Genomic DNA, 18,265 nt, shown 5'->3' on the forward strand with positions numbered 1-18,265 from the left:
ATCATGAACGCCCTGATCAGCGTCGCCGACCTGCTCGAACACGGCGCCGCGCGCTGGCCGCGGCATCCCGCGTATGCCGACGGCGGCGGCACGATGACCTACGAACAGCTTGCGCGCGCGGTTCGGCGCGCGGCAGCCGCGCTCGCATCGCGCGGCGTCCAGCCAGGCGAGCGCGTCGCCATCTACGCGCCGAAACGCATCGAAACCGTGGTTGCGATGCTTGCGGCCAACACGCTCGGCGCGATCTTCGTGCCGGTCAATCCGCAGTTGAAGGAAGCGCAGATCGAACACATCGTCGCCGACAGCGGCGCGGCGCTGTTCATCACCGGCGCGCAGCGCTTGAAGCGCCTGCCGGCGCTCGCCGCGCTCGTCGGCGAGCGCGCGATGCTGATCGAGGAACTGGCCGATGCGATCGATGCGCCCGGCGCCGACACGCCGGCGCAGGCGCTCGCCGGCCGGCCGGTGGACGACGATCCCGCCGCGCTGCTCTACACGTCCGGCTCGACCGGCAAGCCGAAAGGCGTGGTCGTGTCGCACCGCAATCTGGTGTCCGGCGCGTACAGCGTTGCCGCGTACCAGGGGCTGGCCGACGACGACGTCGTGCTCGGCGTGCTGCCGCTCAGCTTCGACGCGGGCCTGAGCCAGCTCACGACCGCGCTGGCGTCCGGCGCGTGTTACGCACCGCTCGACTTCCTGCAGCCGGCGGAAGTGCCGCGCCATTGCGACGCGTTCGGCGTGACGTCGATCACCGGCGTGCCGCCGTTGTGGATGCAGCTCGCGTCCGCGGGCTGGAGCGACACGGCGCGCACGCGGATCCGCCGCTTCGCGAACACCGGCGGCCATCTCGCGACGCCGCTGCTACATCGCCTGCAGGCGCTGTTCACGCACGCCGCGCCCTACCTGATGTACGGATTGACCGAAGCGTTCCGCTCGACCTACCTGCCGCCGGCCGACGCGGCGCTGCGCCCGACGTCGATCGGCAAGGCCGTGCCGAACGCCGAGATCCTCGTGCTGCGCGCGGACGGCAGCGAATGCGCGGCCGACGAACCCGGCGAACTCGTGCATCGCGGTGCGTTCGTCACGCTCGGCTACTGGAACCGGCCCGAGCTGACCGCGCAGCGCTTTCGCCCGCTGCCGCGCCGGCACGGCGAGATCCCGCGCCCCGACGTCGCCGTGTGGTCCGGCGACATCGTGCGGCGCGACGCGGACGGCTACCTGTATTTCGTCGCGCGCGGCGACGACATGATCAAGACGTCCGGCTATCGCGTCAGCCCGACCGAAGTCGAGGACGTGCTGTTCGCGCTGCCCCACATCCGCGAAGCGGCGGTGTTCGGCGTCCCGCACGCGTCGCTCGGCGAAGCGATCGCCGCATGCGTCGTCTCGACGCTCGACGCCGACGCATGCCGCGCCGACATCGCGCGCGCCTGCCGCGACGCGCTGCCGACCTACATGAGCCCGCTCGTCGTCGAGCCGCTGCCGGCGTTGCCGCGCAACCCGAACGGCAAGATCGACCGCCCCGCGCTGAAAAACCAGTATCGCGACGCGTTCGCGCGCACGAACGAGGAGACCGCCGCATGACCCTGTCGACGCTCGATGAAACCTGCCTCGGCGCGCGCCGCGTCGCTGAGCCCGGCACGCTGGCCCTGTCCGGCGGCGTCGTGGTGCTGCCGCCTGCCGTGGTGTTCAGCGCGATCCAGGCCCAGGAACGCCATCCCGGCTACCGGCACCTGCTGTTGCCGCAGGCACGCTTCGCGCGGCCGCGCGGCATGGGGGCGCTGACGCCCGACGAAAGCACGCGCCTCGCGCCGGGCGGCCGGCCCACGCTGCGGGTCGCGCCGCCCGGGCGCAGTCTCGCCGACCTGGCCGCCGACGCGGCCCTCGACCTGCGCGACCAGCTCGGCTCCGGGCAGCTGGCCCGCACGACCCACGTGATCGTCGCGAGCTGCGCGCTCAACGAAGGCATCGGCGACTCGGTCGTCGGCCGCATGCAGTACGAACTCGGCCTGCAGCGCGTGACGCCGTTCGCGCTCGGCCAGAACGGCACGCTCGGCTGGTATTCGGCGCTGATGCTGCTCGACGGGCTGCTCGACGAAGGCGACCAGGCGCTCGTGATCCTCAGCGACAAGTGGCTCTATCCGTTCTTCCGCCAGTTCGGCGACCTGGTCGGCTACGGCGACGCGGCGGCCGCGCTGCTCGTGTCGCGCGCGGGCCCGGCACCGGAGCCGGCCGACTGGGGCGGCGTGCGGTCCGTCGCGGTCGAATTCGGGCCGTCGATCGCCGATCCGTGGGCCGACGCGCCGGGCGCGCTGCGCGACGCGCTCGCACCGGTCGCCGCCCGCGCGATCCGCCGCGCGCTCGACATGGCCGGGCTGCGCGCCGGCCAGATCGACTGGTGCGTGCCGCCCGGCTTCGATCCCGGCTTCGCGGCGCGCGTGGCCGATGCCGCGTCGATCCCGGTCGCCGCCCGCATCCAGCATGAAGCCGCCGGCCACCTGTCGTCGGCCGAATCGGCCGCCGCGCTGATCCGGCTCGCGGGCGCGCTCGACGAAGGCGAACGCCGCACGGTGCTCGTGTGGGATGCGGCCCTGCATGGCGCGGCGGCGGCGGCCGTCGTCGACCTCGCCGGCGGCCTCGATGCCGCACTCGATATCGAAGGAGACGCGTGATGAGCGCCTACAAGGTGAGCCTGCGCGAGTTGCGCTTCTTTCTGTGGGAACTGTTCGAGGCCGACAAGCGGTTCCTGGCGGAACACGGCCTGTACGGCACGCACGACCGCGCGTCGATCGACGCGCTGCTCGAACGTGCGCGCGACTTCGCGCTCGATCTCGGCCGCAGCTACCAGCAGGCGGACGTCGAAGGCTGCACGCTGCTCGACGACGGCCAGGTGCGCATTCCGTCGCATTTCCACGCGCTGTGGGCGCGGTTTCGCGACGAATGGTCGAACACGCTGTTCGGCACCGCGCACGGGCTGCCGCCGATCGTCACGCAGATGATCTACGAGATGTTCATGGGCGCGAACCCGTCGTTCATGACGTATGGCGGCTTCACGCGCCCCGCGATCAAGCTGCTGCAGATGCACGGCACGCCGCACCAGAAGGCGCTGATCACACCGCTCGAGGCGTACCGCTGGGACGCCTGCTTCTGTGCGACCGAACCGCAGGCCGGCACCGACCTCACCGCGGTCGCGTTGCGCGCGACGCCGCTCGAACGCGACATTTATGCGATCGACGGCGAGAAGGTCTACATCTCGGCCGGCATGCACGAGCTGACCGAGAACACGCTGTACTTCGTGCTCGGCCGCATCGACACCGCGTCGCCCGACTCGTTCTCGCTGTCGTGCCTCGTCGTGCCGCGCTTCTGGCCTGACGAGGAAACCGGCGAACTGCAGCCGAACCATGTCGACTGCATCGGCCTGCCGCGCAAGATGGGGCTCAAGGGCTGCGCGAACACGCATCTCGTGTTCGGCGCGAACGGCACGACCAAAGGCTGGCTGCTCGGCGGCCGCCGCAACGTCGGCCTGCTGCAACTGATGCCGCTGATGAACCAGGCACGGATGAGCACCGGGATGTTCGGCGTCGGCGTCGCGTCGAGCGCGTACCTGCATGCGGTCGAGTATGCGGGGCGCCGGCTGCAGGGCCGGCCGATCGAGCGCGCATCGAACACCCACGCCGCACGCGTCGCGATCGTCGAGCACGCGGACGTGCAGCGCATGCTCGTCGACATGAAGAGCCGCGTCGACGGCTGCCGCGGCCTGCTCGGCAAGCTCGCCGCGACCGCGACGCGCGCGGCGATGCTCGAAGCCACGCCCGACGCCGACCCGGCCGAGATCGAGCGCCATCGCAAGCTCCAGCTGCTGCTGACGCCGATCTGCAAGGCATTCATCTCCGACCAGGCATGGCGGATCTGCGAAACCGCGATCCAGGTGCACGGCGGGCTCGGCTATACCGATGCGAGCCCCGTCGAGCAGAACGCGCGCGATGTGAAGATCCTGTCGATCTGGGAAGGCACGAACTACATCCAGGCGCAGGACCTCGTGCGCGACAAGCTCGGCTTCGGCCGTCATTCGCGGCTGATCCAGTACTACCGCGACGAGCTCGACGTGTTCCTTGCACGCCAGCATCACGCGGGCACGCATGCGGAGCTGCGCCCGCTGTTCGACGCGCTGCGCGCGGGCGCCGACCGCATCGCCGCCGCGCTCGACGACATCGCGCGCGACGTGCAGGACGGCCACACGCATCGCAGCAGCCAGTTCTACACGCGCTTTCTCGAGATGTTCGGCATCGTCACGTCGGCGTGGGTGCTGCTCGAATCGGCGACGATCGCCGCGCGGCGGCTCGACGCACCGGAAACGGCCGACACGCCCGCCGAACTCGCGTTCTATCGCGGCAAGCTGAAGAGCGCGCGCTACTACTTCGCGAACGTGCTGCCCGTCGTCGACCAGCACGCGGCCGTGATCGCCGCGATGGCACAGGCGGCGATCAGCGTCAGCAGCGACGAACTCGCGCAGGTGGAATGACATGGATACGACCCTCGACTCCGGCGCGACAGCTTCGGCCGCCACGCGCCCCCCGGCAGGCGACGCGCCGCGCAACCTGCTCGGCCGCCCGGCGACTCGCCATCGCGGCACCGACCTCGACGGCGCGACGCTCGAACCCGAAGCGCTGCGCGTGCGCGATCTCGACCTGAACGCGCTGATCGGCGCGACGACGTTCGAAGGCGCGCTCGCACACCTGTGGTTCGACGTCGCGCCCGGCAGCGCCGCACATCGCGCGCACGAGGCGGCAATCGGCACGCGGCTCGCGGCGTTCGCCGAGGCACTGGCGCCCGGCTCGGCCGCGCAATCCGTCGCAGCGGATCTCGGCGCGGCAGGTGTCGCGCCGGTGTTCGCGGCGGCATCCGGCCTGCTGCGCGGCTTCGACGACGTGACGGCCCGCCTGCGCGGCGAAGCGCCGGGCGACGCCGATCTCGACACGATGCTGCTGTGCGCGGCCGCCGCGCCGTTCCTGCTGCACGCGGCGATCGAAGGCCGCCCGTTCGCCGTGCGCGACGACGCAGCCGGCGCAGCGCTCGCCGCCACGTCGAACCACGCACAACGCATGCTCGTGCTGACCGGCGCGACGCGCACCGATGCCCCGGCGCAAGCCGCGATGGACATGCTGCTCGTCGCGTGGCACGCCGGCTTCGGCTACATCACGCCGACGGTGCTCGCGCCGCGTGTCGCGATCGGCACCGGCGTCACGCTCACGCAGGCGATCGCATCCGGTTTCCTCGCGAGCGGACCGTCCCACGTCGGCGCCGCGCTCGAAGCGATGCACTGGCTCGCCGCGCTCGCGCAATCGGTCCCGGGCGGCGCCGACGCACCACCCGCCGCGCTCGACGCGGCCGGGCGCGCGGCGGTCGATGCAACGCTCGACGCGAAGCACACGCTGTACGGCTTCGGCCATCCGCTGTTCGTCGCGGACCCGCGTCCGCCGCACATGCGCGCGCGGTTCGCGGCGCACGGCTTCGACGGCGCGTACGTGACGCTGTTCGACGCGTGCTGCGCGCAAGCCGACGCCCGCCGCGCCTTGCGGCCGAACATCGATTTCCTGACGGCCGCGACGCTGCTCGAACTCGGGGTCGCCGCGCCGTCGTGGGGCGTCGGCGTCGGGCTCGGCGCGCGCATCGCGGCGATGGCCGCGCATGCGGTCGAACGCCGGCGCCGCCCCGCTTTCGGCGTCAACAGCGCGACCGCGCGACGGCTGCTGGCCGCCGTGCCGGTCGGCTGGCTGTGAACCTTCCTCCCTCCGCACTCAGCAAAAGGAACGTCATGCTGCTCAAGAACCTGCGCCCGGCGAACGACTACGATCGCTTCGCCACCGAAACGCTCGAACCGTGGGACCTGCTGTTCATCAGCCGCATCCGCCAGCTCGCGCGCGGGATGACGCCCGGCGTGATCGCCGACATCGGCACGGCCACCGGCGTCGTGCCGGTGCGGCTCGCGACCGACCCGGCGATGCGCGGCTGGCGCTACGTCGGCATCGACCTCGATCCGGCGATGCTCGACGAAGGCCGCCCGCGCATCCACGAACTCGATCTCGACGACACGATCGAGATGCGCGTGGGCGACGCGCTCGCGCTGCCGTTCGACGACGGCGCGCTGACGATGGCCGTCGGCCGCGCGACGCTGCACCACCTGCCCGACAAGGCGTTGAGCCTCACCGAGATGTATCGCGTGCTGGAGCCGGGCGGCATCGCGCTCGTCCATGACATGCGCCGCGACGCGCCGCAGCACCTGCTCGACCGCTTCACCGAGATGCGCGCCGCCGCCGACTATCCGCCGACCCACGTCGAGGAAAAGATCACGCTCGACGAAGCCCATGCGCTCGTCGCCGAAGCCGGTCTCGCGGCAGTCGCGTCGATCTACAGCCCGAGCGCCGGGCTCGGCGCGCTCGGCTTCGAGATCCTGCTGAAGAAACCGGCGCTGGCCTGAGCGATGACCGACCTCGCCTTCCTCGCCGCACACGCCGCCGCGCGGCTCGGCGCCGACGACGTGCACTGCTCGGCGGTCGCGCCCGGCGCGACGCTGCCGCTGTGCGTGACGCCGCGCAGCGCCGAACTCGCGACCTCGCCGGAGATGTTCGTCGCATGGTACCGCTCGCGGCTCGACACGATCGACACGCTGCTCGACGCGTGCGGTGCGCTGCTGTGGCGCGGCTTCGCGGTACCCGACACCGCCGCGTTCGGCCGCCTCGGCGCGCTGTATCCGGCACACGCGCACGGCTACACGGCGGGCGCGGCGCCCCGCCGGCAGATCGACGGCCAGGTGTACGAGTCGACCCGCATGCCGCCGCCGTTCAAGATCGGGCTGCACCAGGAGATGGCCTACATGCCCGCGTTCCCGCGCCTCGTCGCGTTCTATTGCCGGCAGCCGGCCGACGCGGGCGGCGAGACGCCGATCTGCGACATGCGGCGCGTAACCGCGCGCGTGCCGGCCGCGCTGCGCGAACGGTTCGCCGAACGCGGCGTGATGTACCTGCGCAATTTCGCGGCGCCCGGCGATCGCGCGGACGGCCTCGCCGCCAACCCGAACCTGCCGTTCGCCGAATACCACCGGCCGTGGCATGACGCGTTCGGCACGCGCGAGCGCGACGAGGTCGAGCGACTGTGCGCGGAGCGCGGCGTCGGCTGCCGCTGGCTCGACGACGGCAGTGTGACCGTGTCGCACGTCGGCAGCGCGCTGCGCACGCATCCTCGCACCGGCGAGACGGTGTGGTTCAACCAGGCGAGCGCGCAACACCCGAACCCGCGTTCGATGGGCGAGCTGAGCTTCCGCTACCTGCAACGCATGTACGCCGGGCGCGCCGCGTTCCCGTACGAGATCCGCTACGGCGACGGGTCGCCGATGCCGTTCGACGATCTCGCCCCGATCTACGACGCGTTCGACAACGAGGAGCTTGCGTTCCCGTGGCAGGCCGGCGACGTGCTCGTCGTCGACAACATGCTGGTCGCGCACGGCCGCAACCCGTATCGGGGCGCGCGCGACACGCAGGTCATGCTGTTCGACTGACAGGAAGCCGACGATGAGCGATTCGTTCCTCGCCTCCGTGCGCGCGCTGTTCGGCCCGCACACCGCGTTCGACCGGCCGCTGCGCACGGCCACGCCGCCGCTGCCCGATGCGCACGCGCCGGGCGCGGCGCTCGGCGCGCGCGCGATCGACGTCGCGGCCGGCGATTTCCGTTTTTCCGCGCGGCATGTGCGGTTCCGGCTCGGCGCCGTCACCGCGATCGTCGGGCCGAACGGCTCCGGCAAGACCACGCTGCTCGAGACGCTGCTCGGCTTCCGGCGCGGCGGCACCGACGTGCGCGTGCTCGACGTGCCGGCCACGCGCTTCATGCGCGATACGCCGTCGCTGCGGCGCATCGGCGCGCAATTGCAGAAGGTCGAGTATCCCGACCATCTGCGCGTGTCGGAGATCGTCGCGCTGCACCGTGCGATGTACGTGCGCGCGGATGCGGCGGTCACGGATGCGCTCGGCATCGCCGAACTGCTCGACAAGCCGTGCCGCGCGCTGTCGAAGGGGCAGCGCCAGCGCGTCGATCTCTACGTCGCGCTCGCGCACCGGCCCGAACTCGCCGTGCTCGACGAACCGTTCACCGGCCTCGACCGCCGCTATGCGGGCGTCGTGATCGACCTGCTGCGCCAGCGCGCGCGCGGCACGAGCGTGGCGATGATCTGCCACGCGGAGGAGGAACTGGCCGTCGTCGACGATCTCGTGTGGGTGCGCGACGGCGGCGTGCGCTACCAGGGCGACAAGGACGCGCTGCGCGCCGAGCTCGTCGGCGAGGCGCGCGCGGTCCTGCATTGCCGCGATGAAGCCGATGCCCGCGCGCTGCGCAAGCGCCTCGCGGCGCTGCCGGGCGTGACCGGCGTGCGCGTATCGGCCGCGCATGTCGTCGAGGTGTTCGGCGATGCGACGCTGCATCCGAACGTGCACCGGATCGTCGGCGAACAGGGCATCCAGCATCTCGCGCTCGCGCCGAGCACGCCGGGCGACCTGCTGCGCCTCTGTACCGAGGGCCCTTCCCATGACTAAGGTGTTCCTGATCCTGGTGCGCAACGAGCTGCTCGGCTATCTGCGCAGCCGCTCGTCGCTGTTCTGGACGCTCGTGTTCCCGCTGTTCCTGCTGAGCGTGATGCTGTTCGCGTTCGGCGGCTCGGGTTCGCTCGGCACCGCGGACATCGCGTTCGACGTGCCCGGCGGCGCAACGCCGTACAGCCGCGCCTGCGAAGCGCAGATCGTCGCCAGCTTCTCGCACAGCGACACGGTGAAGGCGACCTTCGACGGCCGCGGCGCGGCGGCCGATCGCGTGACCGTCGTGCTCGGCAACGACGTGCGCACGCCCGCGACGATCCGCTACGACTTCAACGGCTCGCTCGCGGTCAAGGCCGCGTCGCGCGTCGTCGAGATCGCGCTCGCGCGCTGCGCCGCGCAGCGGCTCGGGGTGCCCGCCGCGCAGGCGCGCTTCGAGAACGCGGCGCCGGCGCGCCGCCCGTTCGACTATGGCGCGTTCTTCGCGACCGGCATTCTCGTGATGGCGTTCATGGCGATCGGCCTCAATTCGACGACGACCGCGATCGCCTCGCTGCGCGAACGCAATACGTTCAAGCTGTACGTGTGCTTCCCGGTCTCGCGCGGCGTGTTCCTCGCCGCGCTGATCGTCGCGCGGATGGTGATGATGGCGCTGTCGGCGCTCGTGCTGCTGACGGTCGCACGCGTCGCGTTCGGCATCGCGCTGCCGATCGCGACGCCGGACGGGCTGCGCGCGTTGCCGATCGTCCTGCTCGGCGCGGCGATGGTGCTCAGCATCGGCGTGCTGCTCGCGAGCCGCACCCAGTCGCTGGCCGCCGCCGAACTCGCCTGCAACGTCACCTACTACCCGCTGCTGTTCTTCAGCGACCTGACGATCCCGATGCACGACGCGCCGGCCTGGCTGAAGGCGGTGCTCGCGTTCCTGCCGACCAACCAGTTCGCGGTCGCGCTGCGCGGCGCGCTGGTCGACGGCGCCTCGTACGCGCAGCTCGCGCCGCAACTGCTCGGCATGACCGCGAGCACCGCGCTGTTCCTGTTCGCCGCCGTGCGGCTGTTCCGCTGGCACGACGCTTGACGCGTCGCCCGCTGTTTCGCTGTTTCGACGTTTCGACGAAGGAGAATCCCCCGATGAAATCGAGCAATCCCATGACCGACTACCTGCTGCACGCGAGCAACTTCCTGCCGGCGATCGTGTTCCTGTTCTATGGCCGGCTCGGCCCCGAGCAGCCGGACGTGCGCTGGACGCACGCGTTCCTGATCGGCGGCGTGCTGGCGCTCGTGCACGGCGCGTGGCTGATCCGCCGCGCGGACCGCAACAGCATCGCGCTCGGCGTCGACCTGTTCCTCGTGATCGGCGCGGTGCTGGCGCTCGTGTCGCCGACAGGTAGCCGTTTGTGGGGCGAGGAACTCGGGCCGGCCGCGATGCTCGTCTGCGTGCTGGTCGTCGGCATCGTGCATACCGCGTGGTCGGACGGCGGCTTCGTCGACGGCACGTTCGTCGACCACGCCCGGGCGCGCTCGCTGTCGATCGTGCTGCTCGCCGTCACCGTCGTCGCGCTCGCCGTGTCGATCACGATGCGCCACAGTCCGCTGTGGGGCGGCGTCGTGCCGCTGATCGCGCTGGTCGTCGTGCGCGGCCGCCTGCGCAAGCAGCTCGTGCGGGCCGGCTGACGATGAGCGCGCTGCCCGACCGCACCGCGCAGCGGCACGCGCTCGCCGCGACGCTCGGCGACGGCTGGCTCGACGGTGCGTCGGACGACGCATGCGAGCCCTACACGACGGACGTGACGCTCCACGGCGGCATCGCGCTCGGCGTCGCGCGGCCGGCCTCGACCGCCGACACGAGCGCGCTCGCGCGGATCGCCGTCGCGCACCGCATCGCGCTCGTCGCGCAGGGCGCGCGCACCGGGCTCGTCGGCGCCGCCGTGCCCGATCGCAGCGGCACGCAATGCGTGGTGTCGTTCGACCGGATGCGTGCCGTTCGCGCGTTCGACGCGGCGAATCGCAGCATCACGGTCGAGGCCGGCGTGCGGCTGTCCGACATCAACCGCGTGGCGGCCGAAGCCGGCCTCTGCCTGCCGATCGACCTCGGCAGCGATCCGACGGCCGGCGGCCTCGTCGGCGCCAATGCGGGCGGCAGCCGCCTGATCAAGTACGGCAACGTGCGCCGCAACGTGCTCGGCGTCGAAGTCGTGCTCGCCGATGCGGCGGGCACCGTGATCGACGCGCTCGCGCCGCTGCGCAAACGCAACGCGGGCTTCGACGTCGCGCAATGCTTCATCGGCGCGAACGGCGCCAACGGGCTCGTGACGGCCGTGTCGTTCGCCCTCGCGCCGCTCGAACGGTCGTCGTGCGCCGCGTTCGTCGCGTTTGCGTCTTACGACGCAGCGCTCGCCGGCCTGCTCGCGTTCGAGCGCGTATTCGGCGAGATGCTGTCGGCATTCGAATTCATGTCGGCGGCGGCCGTCGGCTGCGTCGCGGCCGCGTTTCCGGCGTTGCGCATTCCGTTCGACGCCGACGCAGCGGCATGCTATGCGCTGGTCGAGATCGCGACCGGCATGGCGGGGCTCGATGCGCTGCTCGAGGAACGCACGATCGCGACGCTCGACGCGCTGGCGGGCGAACGCGTGGTGCTCGACGCGGCCTGCGCGCCGGCCGAACGGTTCTGGCGAATCCGCGACGCGCTGCCCGCCGCGGTCGCGCAGGATGGCCTGCCGCTGTCGTTCGACGTGTCGTTTCCGCGCAGCGCACTGGCCGCGTTCGTCGCCGATGCCGAGCAATGGATCGCGGCCGCGCATCCGTCGCTGCGCTGTCATGCGTTCGGGCATTTCGGCGACGGTGGCTGTCATCTCGTCGTGTCGATCCCGCACGCGAGTGCGGAACGCTACGGGCCGCTGCAGCAGGTGGCGCTGCGCGGCGCGCTGTACGACCGCGTGGTGCGGGCCGGTGGCTGCTTCAGCGCCGAGCATGGCGTCGGGCCGGTGAACGTCGCGTACTACCGCAAGCATGTGCCGGCATCACAACGGCAGGTCGCCGCCGCCGTCCAGCACGCGATCGACCCGCTGGGTCTGATCGGGCGTGTCCGCTATTGATGCGCCGTTGCACGGCGCCACGGAGAATTCGCATGACCCTTCGACACCCGCCCGGCCCGGGCACCACTTCCGAACCGGATGCCGAGCCGCCGTTCTCCGGCATCCCGGCCACGCTGCCCGACTCGGGTGTCGTGGTCAACGTGCGCGGCGCCGTCTACGTGATCGCACTGTCGCCCCGCGATCACGCGCGCCCGGCGCTGTGGCGCGAGCTGGCGGATTGGCGTGATGATCGGCAGGCCGATGGACCGCCATGCAATGGGGGTGCCCCGGATGCGTCGGTCGACAGATAGGCTCTGCTCGCCGCGAGCGGCACTGCTGCGTGTCTTCGTGCTCACGCGTCTTCCGGTGATATGAATGGAGCGACGCATGCAAAGGCGGCGCCGGACCACCTCGGTCGTCCGGCGCCGCGACGGGCGAAGACAAGCGAAGCGCGCGATCAGAACACCGCGTGCCCGCTGATGACGCTCGGCAGCCATGTCGAGAAGAACGGCAGGTACGTGACGATGTTGATCGCACTGAAGATCGCGAGGTAATACGGCCACGCCATCTTCGTGGTCTCGCCGATCGACACGTTGCCGATCGCGCAGCCGACGAACTGCACCGAGCCGATCGGCGGGTGCACGAGGCCGAGCGAGCAGTTCAGCAGCAGCATGATCCCGAACTGCACCGGCCCGACGCCGCACGCCATCGCGATCGGCAGGAACAGCGGCGTCGTGATCAGGATGTGCGCGGCCATGTCGACGAACGTGCCGAGGAACACCTGGATGATGTTGATGTACAGCAGCATCAGCCAGGGCGCCGCGGTCGACTGCTTCAGCAGCCCTTCGATCGCATCCGGAATCTCGAGGTACGACATCTGGAAGCGCAGCATGTTGGACACCGCGATCAGCAGCAGCACGACACCCGTCGTGCGCGCCGCATGCGACAGCGCGCGGCGCAGCTTCTCGGCCGTCAGCGTCCGGTAGACCACCGCGGTCAGCACCAGCGAGTACACGACGGCGATCGCGGCCGCTTCGGTCGCGGTGGCAATCCCCTTCGCGACGCACACGAGGATGATCGCGATCACCATCAGGCCGGGCACCGCGCCGACGAAGCTGCGCAGCACCGCATACCAGCCGGGAAACGCGGGCAGCGCGGACGAGCCGTCTTCACGGCGCGGATAGCCGTGACGCACGGCCTGCCAGTATGCGGCGGCGAGCACGAAGCCCATCACCCACAACACCGGCAGCAGCCCCGAGAACAGCAGGTCGCCGATCGACACGCCGCTCACCGGCTGGCCGTGCAGCATGCCGGTGATGCCCTGCGCGGCGAACGCGTAGATGATCATGTTGGTCGACGTCGGCATCAGCGCGCCGGCGAGCGACGCATGCGTCGTCACGTTGACCGCGTACGCAGCGCTGTAGCCTTCGCGCTTCATCAGCGGAATCACCACGCCGCCCATCGCCGACGTATCGGCGGTCGGCGAGCCCGACACGCCGCCGAACAGCGTACAGGCGACGACGTTCGCCATCCCGAGGCCGCCGCGGAAGTGGCCGACGGTCGCCTGCGCGAAGCGCAGGATCCGGTCCGCGATGCCGCCGTGCAGCATCAGTTCGCCGGAGAAGATGAAGAACGGCACCGCGAGGAACGAGAACGCATTCATCCCCGAAATCATGGCCTGCATCGCGGTCGCGATCGGCAAGCCTTCGACCATATAGGTCAGCACGCAGGCGATCCCGAGCGCGAACGACACGGGCACGCCCAGCACGAGGAAAATCAGAAAACTGACGGACAGGATCGCGAGTTCCATGGCGTTATTGTCCCGGCGTAGAACGACGAAGCGCGAGCAGGTGCTCGAGCGAGAAGAGGATGATGGCGATCGCCGCGGGCATCGCGATCAGGTAGCGCACACCTTCCGGAATCCCGATGATCGGGATGCGATCGCCCATCGTCTCGGCGGCCATGCTGCCGCAGCCGACCATGATCATGATCGCGAACGCGATCAGGCTCAGGTGCTGGATCGCGATCACCACCGTGCGCGATGTCGGCGGCAGCCGGCGCACGAGCGAATCGAGGCCGATATGGCCGCCGTCGCGCACCTTCATCGCCGCACCGAACATCGCGATCACGATCACGAGCAGCAGCGCGATCGGCTCGACGAAATCCGGTGCGTTCTCGAACACGTAGCGCATCACGACCGCGTAGAACACCAGCACCGTCAGCACCGCGAGGCACGCCGACGCGATCACGGCCAGCACGCGGAACAGCACGTCGTTCACGCAGCGCAAGAGCGGCGCGGCATGCGGCCGCGCCGGCGCCGCGCCGTCCGGGGCGACGGCCGCCCCACCCGTGGCCGCCGCGCTGTTCAGGGAAGTGCGACGCGTCACTTGGTGGCCTCGATCTCGTCGACGATCTGCTTCATCTGCGGCGTCTTCTCGTACTTCGTCCACAGCGGCTGCATCGCCTTCACGAACGCCGCGCGATCGATCTGCGCGGCCGGCAGGATCTTCGCGCCGCCCTTCGTCACGGCCTGCTGCGCGGACGCTTCGCGCGCGGTCCACAGCTTCTGGTAGTACGGCACGGAATCGGCCGCCGCCTTCCTGATGGCCGCCTGCTCCTGCGGCGACAGCGTGTCCCAGACCTTCTTCGAGAACACCAGCACTTCCGGCGTCATCGCGTGCTGCGTCTCCGAGTAGTCGGGCGCCACTTCGTAGTGCTTGGTTTCCTCGTACGACGGCATGTTGTTTTCGGCTGCGTCGACGAGCCCCGTCTTCAGGCCCGTATACACCTCTGCGAACGGCATCGGCGTCGGCGTGCCGCCCATCGCCCTGATCTCGTCGACCATCAGGTCGGACGGTTGCACGCGCACCTTCAGCCCCTTCATGTCGGCCGGCGAGCGCACCGGGCGCTTCGCGTAGATCGAGCGCGCGCCGCTCTCGTAGAACGTCAGCGCGATCATCCCCTTCGCGGTGAACGCGTCGAGGATCTTCTGGCCGGCCGGGCCGTACATCGCCTTGCGGAAATGATCGATGTCGCGGAACAGGAACGGGAACGACGGGATCAGCGATTCCGGCACGATCTCGTTGAACGACGCGCCGTTCACGCGCGCCATGTCGATCGCGCCGATCCGCACCTGGTCGACCGTGTCCTTCTCCGAACCGAGCGCGCTGTTGCCGAACACCTTGATCGAATCCTTGCCGCCCGTCTGCTTCGACAGCTCGTCGCCCATGAACTTCACGGCCATGTTGGTCGGGAAGTTGTCGCCATGCACGTCCGCCGAGCGGAACACGCGCGCCTGGGCGGACATCGCGAAGCCGGCCATCAGCGCGACGGCCAGGGCGACTCGGGAGCGGTTGAATCGGTGCTTCATCGTCAGTCTCCTTGATGGTTGTGCTTGTTGTTGCGCGGCGGTCCGACGGCATGCGCATGCTTCGGCGCCGTGCGCGCTGACCGCTGAGTCATATGTCGTATGACGTGTTGACGCGAATGTACGTCGGTTAATCGTTTAACTCACTTGGTGCATACCCGTAGAACCATTGCCATGACGGGTTTTGGGGAAGTTTCAGGGAATCGCTTTCTCTGTTTAGGCGAATTTGCGCGAAACGTTTTCTGAAACGGGAGCTGCATTCGAGCAGGAGAGACGGCCCGTTGCTCCCGCTGGCATCGGGAAGTAATCTTTCGCGTCACTTACATTTGTCGTAGGATGACTGATCACACCGCTAGTCCGTTGGCGCTAGTCCGTTGGCGCTAGTCCGTTGGCGCTAGTCCGTTGGCGCTAGTCCGTTGGCGCTAGTCCGTTGGCGCTAGTCCGTTGGCGCTAGTCCGTTGGCGCTAGTCCGTTGGCGCGATGCCATGCACGCGCGCCGGCCACGCACCGCCGCGTGCGGCACGACCGGGAAGGAACGACAGGGAATCCGGGCAGCGGCAGGCGCCCAGGCCTGCCCCGCGCCCCATCACGTCTGCATGACCAGCGATGTCAGTTGCGCCGCGCGCGCCACTGCCGTCTTCGCGTAGATCGATTTGATCTGCGAGCGGATCGTGCCGATCGACACGCCGCGCAACCCGGCGCATTCCTGCGGCGACAGCCCGTCGCAGCACAGCAGCACGGCGAGTTCGGCTTCGGCCGACGACAGCCCGTAGAACACGCGCAGCCGCTGCGCGCGGGCCGACGGCGAGCGCAGGTCGGCGGCCGTCATCAGCGTCGCGACGCCCGGCCGCTCGCGCATCAGGCGGGACTGCTCGGGCACCGGCATCAGCGCCAGCGGCAGCGGTTCGCCCTTCGAGCGCCGCAACAGCAGCCCGCCGCGCGCGTACGCGCGCCGCCATTGCGCATCGTCGACACAGCCTTCCGGCGCGAATCGCCCGTTCACCACCCGCAGCGCCGGTTCGGCCGCGAGCAGTTGATCGGCAGCGCGATTCGTATAGCGCAGCTCACGCTGCTCGCCGAGCAGGAAGACCGGCACCGGAAGCGCATCGAGCGCCGATTCGGCGGCGGCCACGCGCGCCTCGAGCGCGCCGATCCGTGCCTGGATCTGCAGCGCGCGGCCGATGTGCATCCCCATGGTTTCGATCGCGTGGCGCTGATCGTCGGAAAGGCCTTGCGATTCGGGGCCGTTCTGGACGCTGAGGAATGCGCCGGAACCCTCGCTGCGACGGATGTACAGGCCCGAGATGCTGCCGAGCCCATAAGGGTGAAGGAATTCCTGGTAGAACGCGCCATGCGCGCGCTGGTGGGCGGACAGGTGCTTGACGTCCTCGAACCAGCGGCCCGCCGGCCAGTTGGCGGCGACCGGCACGACCGGGTCGTACAGATAGAACTCGGTGTTGTAGGCGTCGTAACACGCGGCGACCCACGACGCGTCGTCACCCGCCGCCTGCTCGATCGCCGGCACCCGCGCCTCGTCGTCGAACGACAGCAGCGTGACCATGCGCACGCCGACCCACGATCGCAGCCCGTCCAGCACCGTTTCCCATCGCTGATCGCCGAGTGCCGCAGCATAGACGTCATCGACCCATGCCGATGGAATCAATCCGTTCATTTGCATCTGGCCACCCCGCGCCGTGCGTTTTTGTCGAACGTCTTCTGCGCATCTTAGTCAATCGGCGCCCACGTTTGAATCACTCGTTCGCGCTTGATCGAAATACCACGTTTGTTACCGTTATCGTCTGACGTAATGGCCGTTTTTCCGGCACACGCGATGCCGATCGCTTTTCATCCGGATCACGGTATGCCATGATGCGGCGCATGACGATTCGAAACACCACGCTCTCGCTGCACCATCACCACGGCCGCCCCCGGTTGCGCCGTGGTTCGTTTCGCATCTAGCAATTGCATCGGGTCAATACCCGATCAAGACGACAACCAAGGCGCCTCCGGCGCCTTTTTTGTTTTTTACCGCCTTGAAAACCTGCCGCGCCGATCAATCGAACCCGTTATGGAGTGTCTTCAATGCAACAGCCCTGGAAAGCAATCGCGTTGCCGGATTTACCGCTCCGCGAGGATCTCGACTTGCAGCACGCGTACGGGGCGCCGCAGCTCGATGTGCCGGTCTGCCTGAACGTCAACGAGAATCCGTATCCGCCGTCGCCCGCGCTCGTCGAGCGCATCGCGACCGCGGTGGCCGACGCGGCGCGCGCGGCGAACCGCTATCCCGATCGCGACTTTGCCGCGCGGCGAGCGCATCTGGCTGCGTATCTGACGCACGACACCGGGGTGACGGTCGACGCCTCGCGCGTCTGGGCGGCCAACGGCTCGAATGAAGTGATCCAGCAGATCCTGCAGGCATTCGGCGGCCCGGGGCGTTCGGCGCTGGCCTTCACACCCGCGTATCCCATGTATGACGAATACTGCCGCACGACTTTCACGCGCCTGCATACGTTGCCGCGCACCAGGGATTTCGCGCTGGATCGGGATCAGGCGCTCGACAGCATTCGCGAGCACCAGCCGAGCGTGGTGCTGCTGACGTCGCCGAACAACCCGACCGGCACCGCGCTGCCGATCGACGATATCCGCGCGATACTCGACGTCGCGCCGGGCGTGGTCGTCGTCGACGAAGCTTATGCGGAGTTCCGGCGTCGCGGCGTCCCCAGCGCGGTGACGCTGCTGCCCGAGCATCCGCGGCTCGTCGTCACCCGCACGTTGAGCAAGGCGTTCAAGTTCGCGGGCGGCCGCGTCGGGTATTGCGCGTGCGCACCGGCGATCGTCGAAGCGCTGAAGCTGGTTCGATTGCCCTACCACCTGTCCGCGTTTACCCAGGCGGCGGCCTGCGCGGCGCTGGCCGCGCGCGACGAGATGCTGTCGCAAGTTGAGGCCATCAAGGCCGAGCGCGATTCGACCGTCCGCTGGCTGCGTGGCCTGGGCCTCACGGTAGCCGATTCCGATGCCAACTTCGTGATGTTCGGCGAGTTTGCGGATCGGTACCGGATCTGGAGCGGACTCCTGCGCCACGGCGTCCTGATTCGCGAGTCCGGCCCGCCGGCGTATCTTCGCGTGTCCATCGGCACCGCTGCGGAGATGGCCGCGTTTCGCGCGGCCCTGCTTGACGTGATGGCGCCCAGGCAAGCGACCGGCCATCCGGTCGGCGACGCGAGGGAGCGCATGTAAGCGCCGCATTCGACGAT

General features: G+C 69.6%; 16 protein-coding genes. 12 read left to right on the forward strand and 4 right to left on the reverse strand.

Going from position 1 to position 18,265, the window contains the following annotated elements:
* Positions 1-3 precede the first annotated feature (3 nt).
* From LGN17_RS20340 to LGN17_RS20390, 11 genes are read left to right on the forward strand one after another with little or no spacing between them, the layout of a single operon-like run.
* Positions 4-1,578 (forward strand): acyl-CoA ligase (AMP-forming), exosortase A system-associated, encoded by a 1,575-nt coding sequence (locus tag LGN17_RS20340; RefSeq protein WP_226198363.1) that lies wholly within the window; start codon positions 4-6, stop codon positions 1,576-1,578.
* Entirely contained in the window at positions 1,575-2,666 is a 1,092-nt protein-coding gene (locus LGN17_RS20345) for a hypothetical protein (protein ID WP_226198364.1), read from the forward strand. Before LGN17_RS20340 ends, LGN17_RS20345 begins: the two co-directional genes overlap by 4 nt.
* Positions 2,666-4,516 (forward strand): acyl-CoA dehydrogenase, encoded by a 1,851-nt coding sequence (locus LGN17_RS20350; RefSeq protein ID WP_226198365.1) that lies wholly within the window; start codon positions 2,666-2,668, stop codon positions 4,514-4,516. Before LGN17_RS20345 ends, LGN17_RS20350 begins: the two co-directional genes overlap by 1 nt.
* A 1-nt stretch (position 4,517) precedes the next feature.
* Positions 4,518-5,774, forward strand: coding sequence for a citrate/2-methylcitrate synthase (locus LGN17_RS20355; protein ID WP_226198366.1), 1,257 nt, complete (start codon positions 4,518-4,520; stop codon positions 5,772-5,774).
* A gap of 35 nt (positions 5,775-5,809) precedes the next feature.
* A complete protein-coding gene (locus tag LGN17_RS20360; protein ID WP_226198367.1) occupies positions 5,810-6,472 on the forward strand; it encodes a class I SAM-dependent methyltransferase in 663 nt (220 codons plus the stop codon).
* Between the two features lie 3 nt (positions 6,473-6,475).
* Positions 6,476-7,549, forward strand: a complete 1,074-nt coding sequence (locus LGN17_RS20365; RefSeq protein ID WP_226198368.1) for a TauD/TfdA family dioxygenase — start codon at positions 6,476-6,478, stop codon at positions 7,547-7,549.
* A 13-nt stretch (positions 7,550-7,562) separates the two neighbouring features.
* Positions 7,563-8,576 carry an ATP-binding cassette domain-containing protein gene (locus tag LGN17_RS20370; protein ID WP_226198369.1) on the forward strand — a complete coding sequence of 338 codons (1,014 nt, stop codon included), beginning with the start codon at positions 7,563-7,565 and terminating at the stop codon, positions 8,574-8,576.
* Positions 8,569-9,648, forward strand: a complete 1,080-nt coding sequence (locus LGN17_RS20375; RefSeq protein ID WP_226198370.1) for an ABC transporter permease — start codon at positions 8,569-8,571, stop codon at positions 9,646-9,648. The genes LGN17_RS20370 and LGN17_RS20375 overlap by 8 nt, the downstream gene beginning before the upstream one ends.
* Positions 9,649-9,701: 53 nt before the next feature.
* The gene (locus LGN17_RS20380) at positions 9,702-10,244 is read left to right on the forward strand and encodes a permease (protein ID WP_226198371.1); all 543 of its coding nucleotides are present in this window, start codon (positions 9,702-9,704) and stop codon (positions 10,242-10,244) included.
* A gap of 2 nt (positions 10,245-10,246) precedes the next feature.
* On the forward strand, positions 10,247-11,665 hold the full coding sequence (locus tag LGN17_RS20385; protein ID WP_226198372.1) for an FAD-binding oxidoreductase: 1,419 nt from the start codon (positions 10,247-10,249) through the stop codon (positions 11,663-11,665).
* A 32-nt stretch (positions 11,666-11,697) separates the two neighbouring features.
* Complete coding sequence (locus tag LGN17_RS20390) at positions 11,698-11,955, forward strand: hypothetical protein (protein ID WP_226198373.1); 258 nt, start codon at positions 11,698-11,700, stop codon at positions 11,953-11,955.
* 146 nt (positions 11,956-12,101) lie between these two features.
* On the opposite strand, the gene LGN17_RS20395 is transcribed toward LGN17_RS20390, so the two are convergent.
* The 4 genes from LGN17_RS20395 to LGN17_RS20410 all read right to left on the reverse strand — a co-directional run bounded on the left by LGN17_RS20395 (position 12,102) and on the right by LGN17_RS20410 (position 16,683).
* Positions 12,102-13,454: a TRAP transporter large permease gene (locus LGN17_RS20395; protein WP_039347791.1), complete on the reverse strand. Its 1,353-nt coding sequence runs from the start codon at positions 13,452-13,454 to the stop codon at positions 12,102-12,104.
* 4 nt (positions 13,455-13,458) lie between these two features.
* Complete coding sequence (locus tag LGN17_RS20400) at positions 13,459-14,031, reverse strand: TRAP transporter small permease (RefSeq protein WP_226198374.1); 573 nt, start codon at positions 14,029-14,031, stop codon at positions 13,459-13,461.
* Entirely contained in the window at positions 14,028-15,014 is a 987-nt protein-coding gene (locus LGN17_RS20405) for a TRAP transporter substrate-binding protein (RefSeq protein ID WP_226198375.1), read from the reverse strand. The genes LGN17_RS20400 and LGN17_RS20405 overlap by 4 nt, the downstream gene beginning before the upstream one ends.
* A 583-nt stretch (positions 15,015-15,597) precedes the next feature.
* Positions 15,598-16,683: a helix-turn-helix transcriptional regulator gene (locus LGN17_RS20410; RefSeq protein ID WP_226198376.1), complete on the reverse strand. Its 1,086-nt coding sequence runs from the start codon at positions 16,681-16,683 to the stop codon at positions 15,598-15,600.
* Positions 16,684-17,093: 410 nt separating this feature from the next.
* Between LGN17_RS20410 and LGN17_RS20415 the strand changes: the two genes are divergently transcribed.
* Positions 17,094-18,248, forward strand: coding sequence for a histidinol-phosphate transaminase (locus tag LGN17_RS20415; protein WP_226198377.1), 1,155 nt, complete (start codon positions 17,094-17,096; stop codon positions 18,246-18,248).
* Positions 18,249-18,265: the final 17 nt, after the last annotated feature.

The sequence above is a fragment of the Burkholderia sp. AU30280 genome, from assembly GCF_020420125.1.
Lineage (GTDB): Bacteria > Pseudomonadota > Gammaproteobacteria > Burkholderiales > Burkholderiaceae > Burkholderia.

Coding starts and splice junctions, on each gene's coding strand:
- LGN17_RS20380 (WP_226198371.1), top strand. CDS start 9,702: ATGAAATCGAGCAATCCCATGACCGACTACCTGCTGCACGCGAGCAAC.
- LGN17_RS20395 (WP_039347791.1), bottom strand. CDS start 13,454: ATGGAACTCGCGATCCTGTCCGTCAGTTTTCTGATTTTCCTCGTGCTG.
- LGN17_RS20385 (WP_226198372.1), top strand. CDS start 10,247: ATGAGCGCGCTGCCCGACCGCACCGCGCAGCGGCACGCGCTCGCCGCG.
- LGN17_RS20365 (WP_226198368.1), top strand. CDS start 6,476: ATGACCGACCTCGCCTTCCTCGCCGCACACGCCGCCGCGCGGCTCGGC.
- LGN17_RS20410 (WP_226198376.1), bottom strand. CDS start 16,683: ATGAACGGATTGATTCCATCGGCATGGGTCGATGACGTCTATGCTGCG.
- LGN17_RS20405 (WP_226198375.1), bottom strand. CDS start 15,014: ATGAAGCACCGATTCAACCGCTCCCGAGTCGCCCTGGCCGTCGCGCTG.
- LGN17_RS20355 (WP_226198366.1), top strand. CDS start 4,518: ATGGATACGACCCTCGACTCCGGCGCGACAGCTTCGGCCGCCACGCGC.
- LGN17_RS20415 (WP_226198377.1), top strand. CDS start 17,094: ATGCAACAGCCCTGGAAAGCAATCGCGTTGCCGGATTTACCGCTCCGC.
- LGN17_RS20350 (WP_226198365.1), top strand. CDS start 2,666: ATGAGCGCCTACAAGGTGAGCCTGCGCGAGTTGCGCTTCTTTCTGTGG.
- LGN17_RS20390 (WP_226198373.1), top strand. CDS start 11,698: ATGACCCTTCGACACCCGCCCGGCCCGGGCACCACTTCCGAACCGGAT.
- LGN17_RS20375 (WP_226198370.1), top strand. CDS start 8,569: ATGACTAAGGTGTTCCTGATCCTGGTGCGCAACGAGCTGCTCGGCTAT.
- LGN17_RS20340 (WP_226198363.1), top strand. CDS start 4: ATGAACGCCCTGATCAGCGTCGCCGACCTGCTCGAACACGGCGCCGCG.
- LGN17_RS20360 (WP_226198367.1), top strand. CDS start 5,810: ATGCTGCTCAAGAACCTGCGCCCGGCGAACGACTACGATCGCTTCGCC.
- LGN17_RS20370 (WP_226198369.1), top strand. CDS start 7,563: ATGAGCGATTCGTTCCTCGCCTCCGTGCGCGCGCTGTTCGGCCCGCAC.
- LGN17_RS20345 (WP_226198364.1), top strand. CDS start 1,575: ATGACCCTGTCGACGCTCGATGAAACCTGCCTCGGCGCGCGCCGCGTC.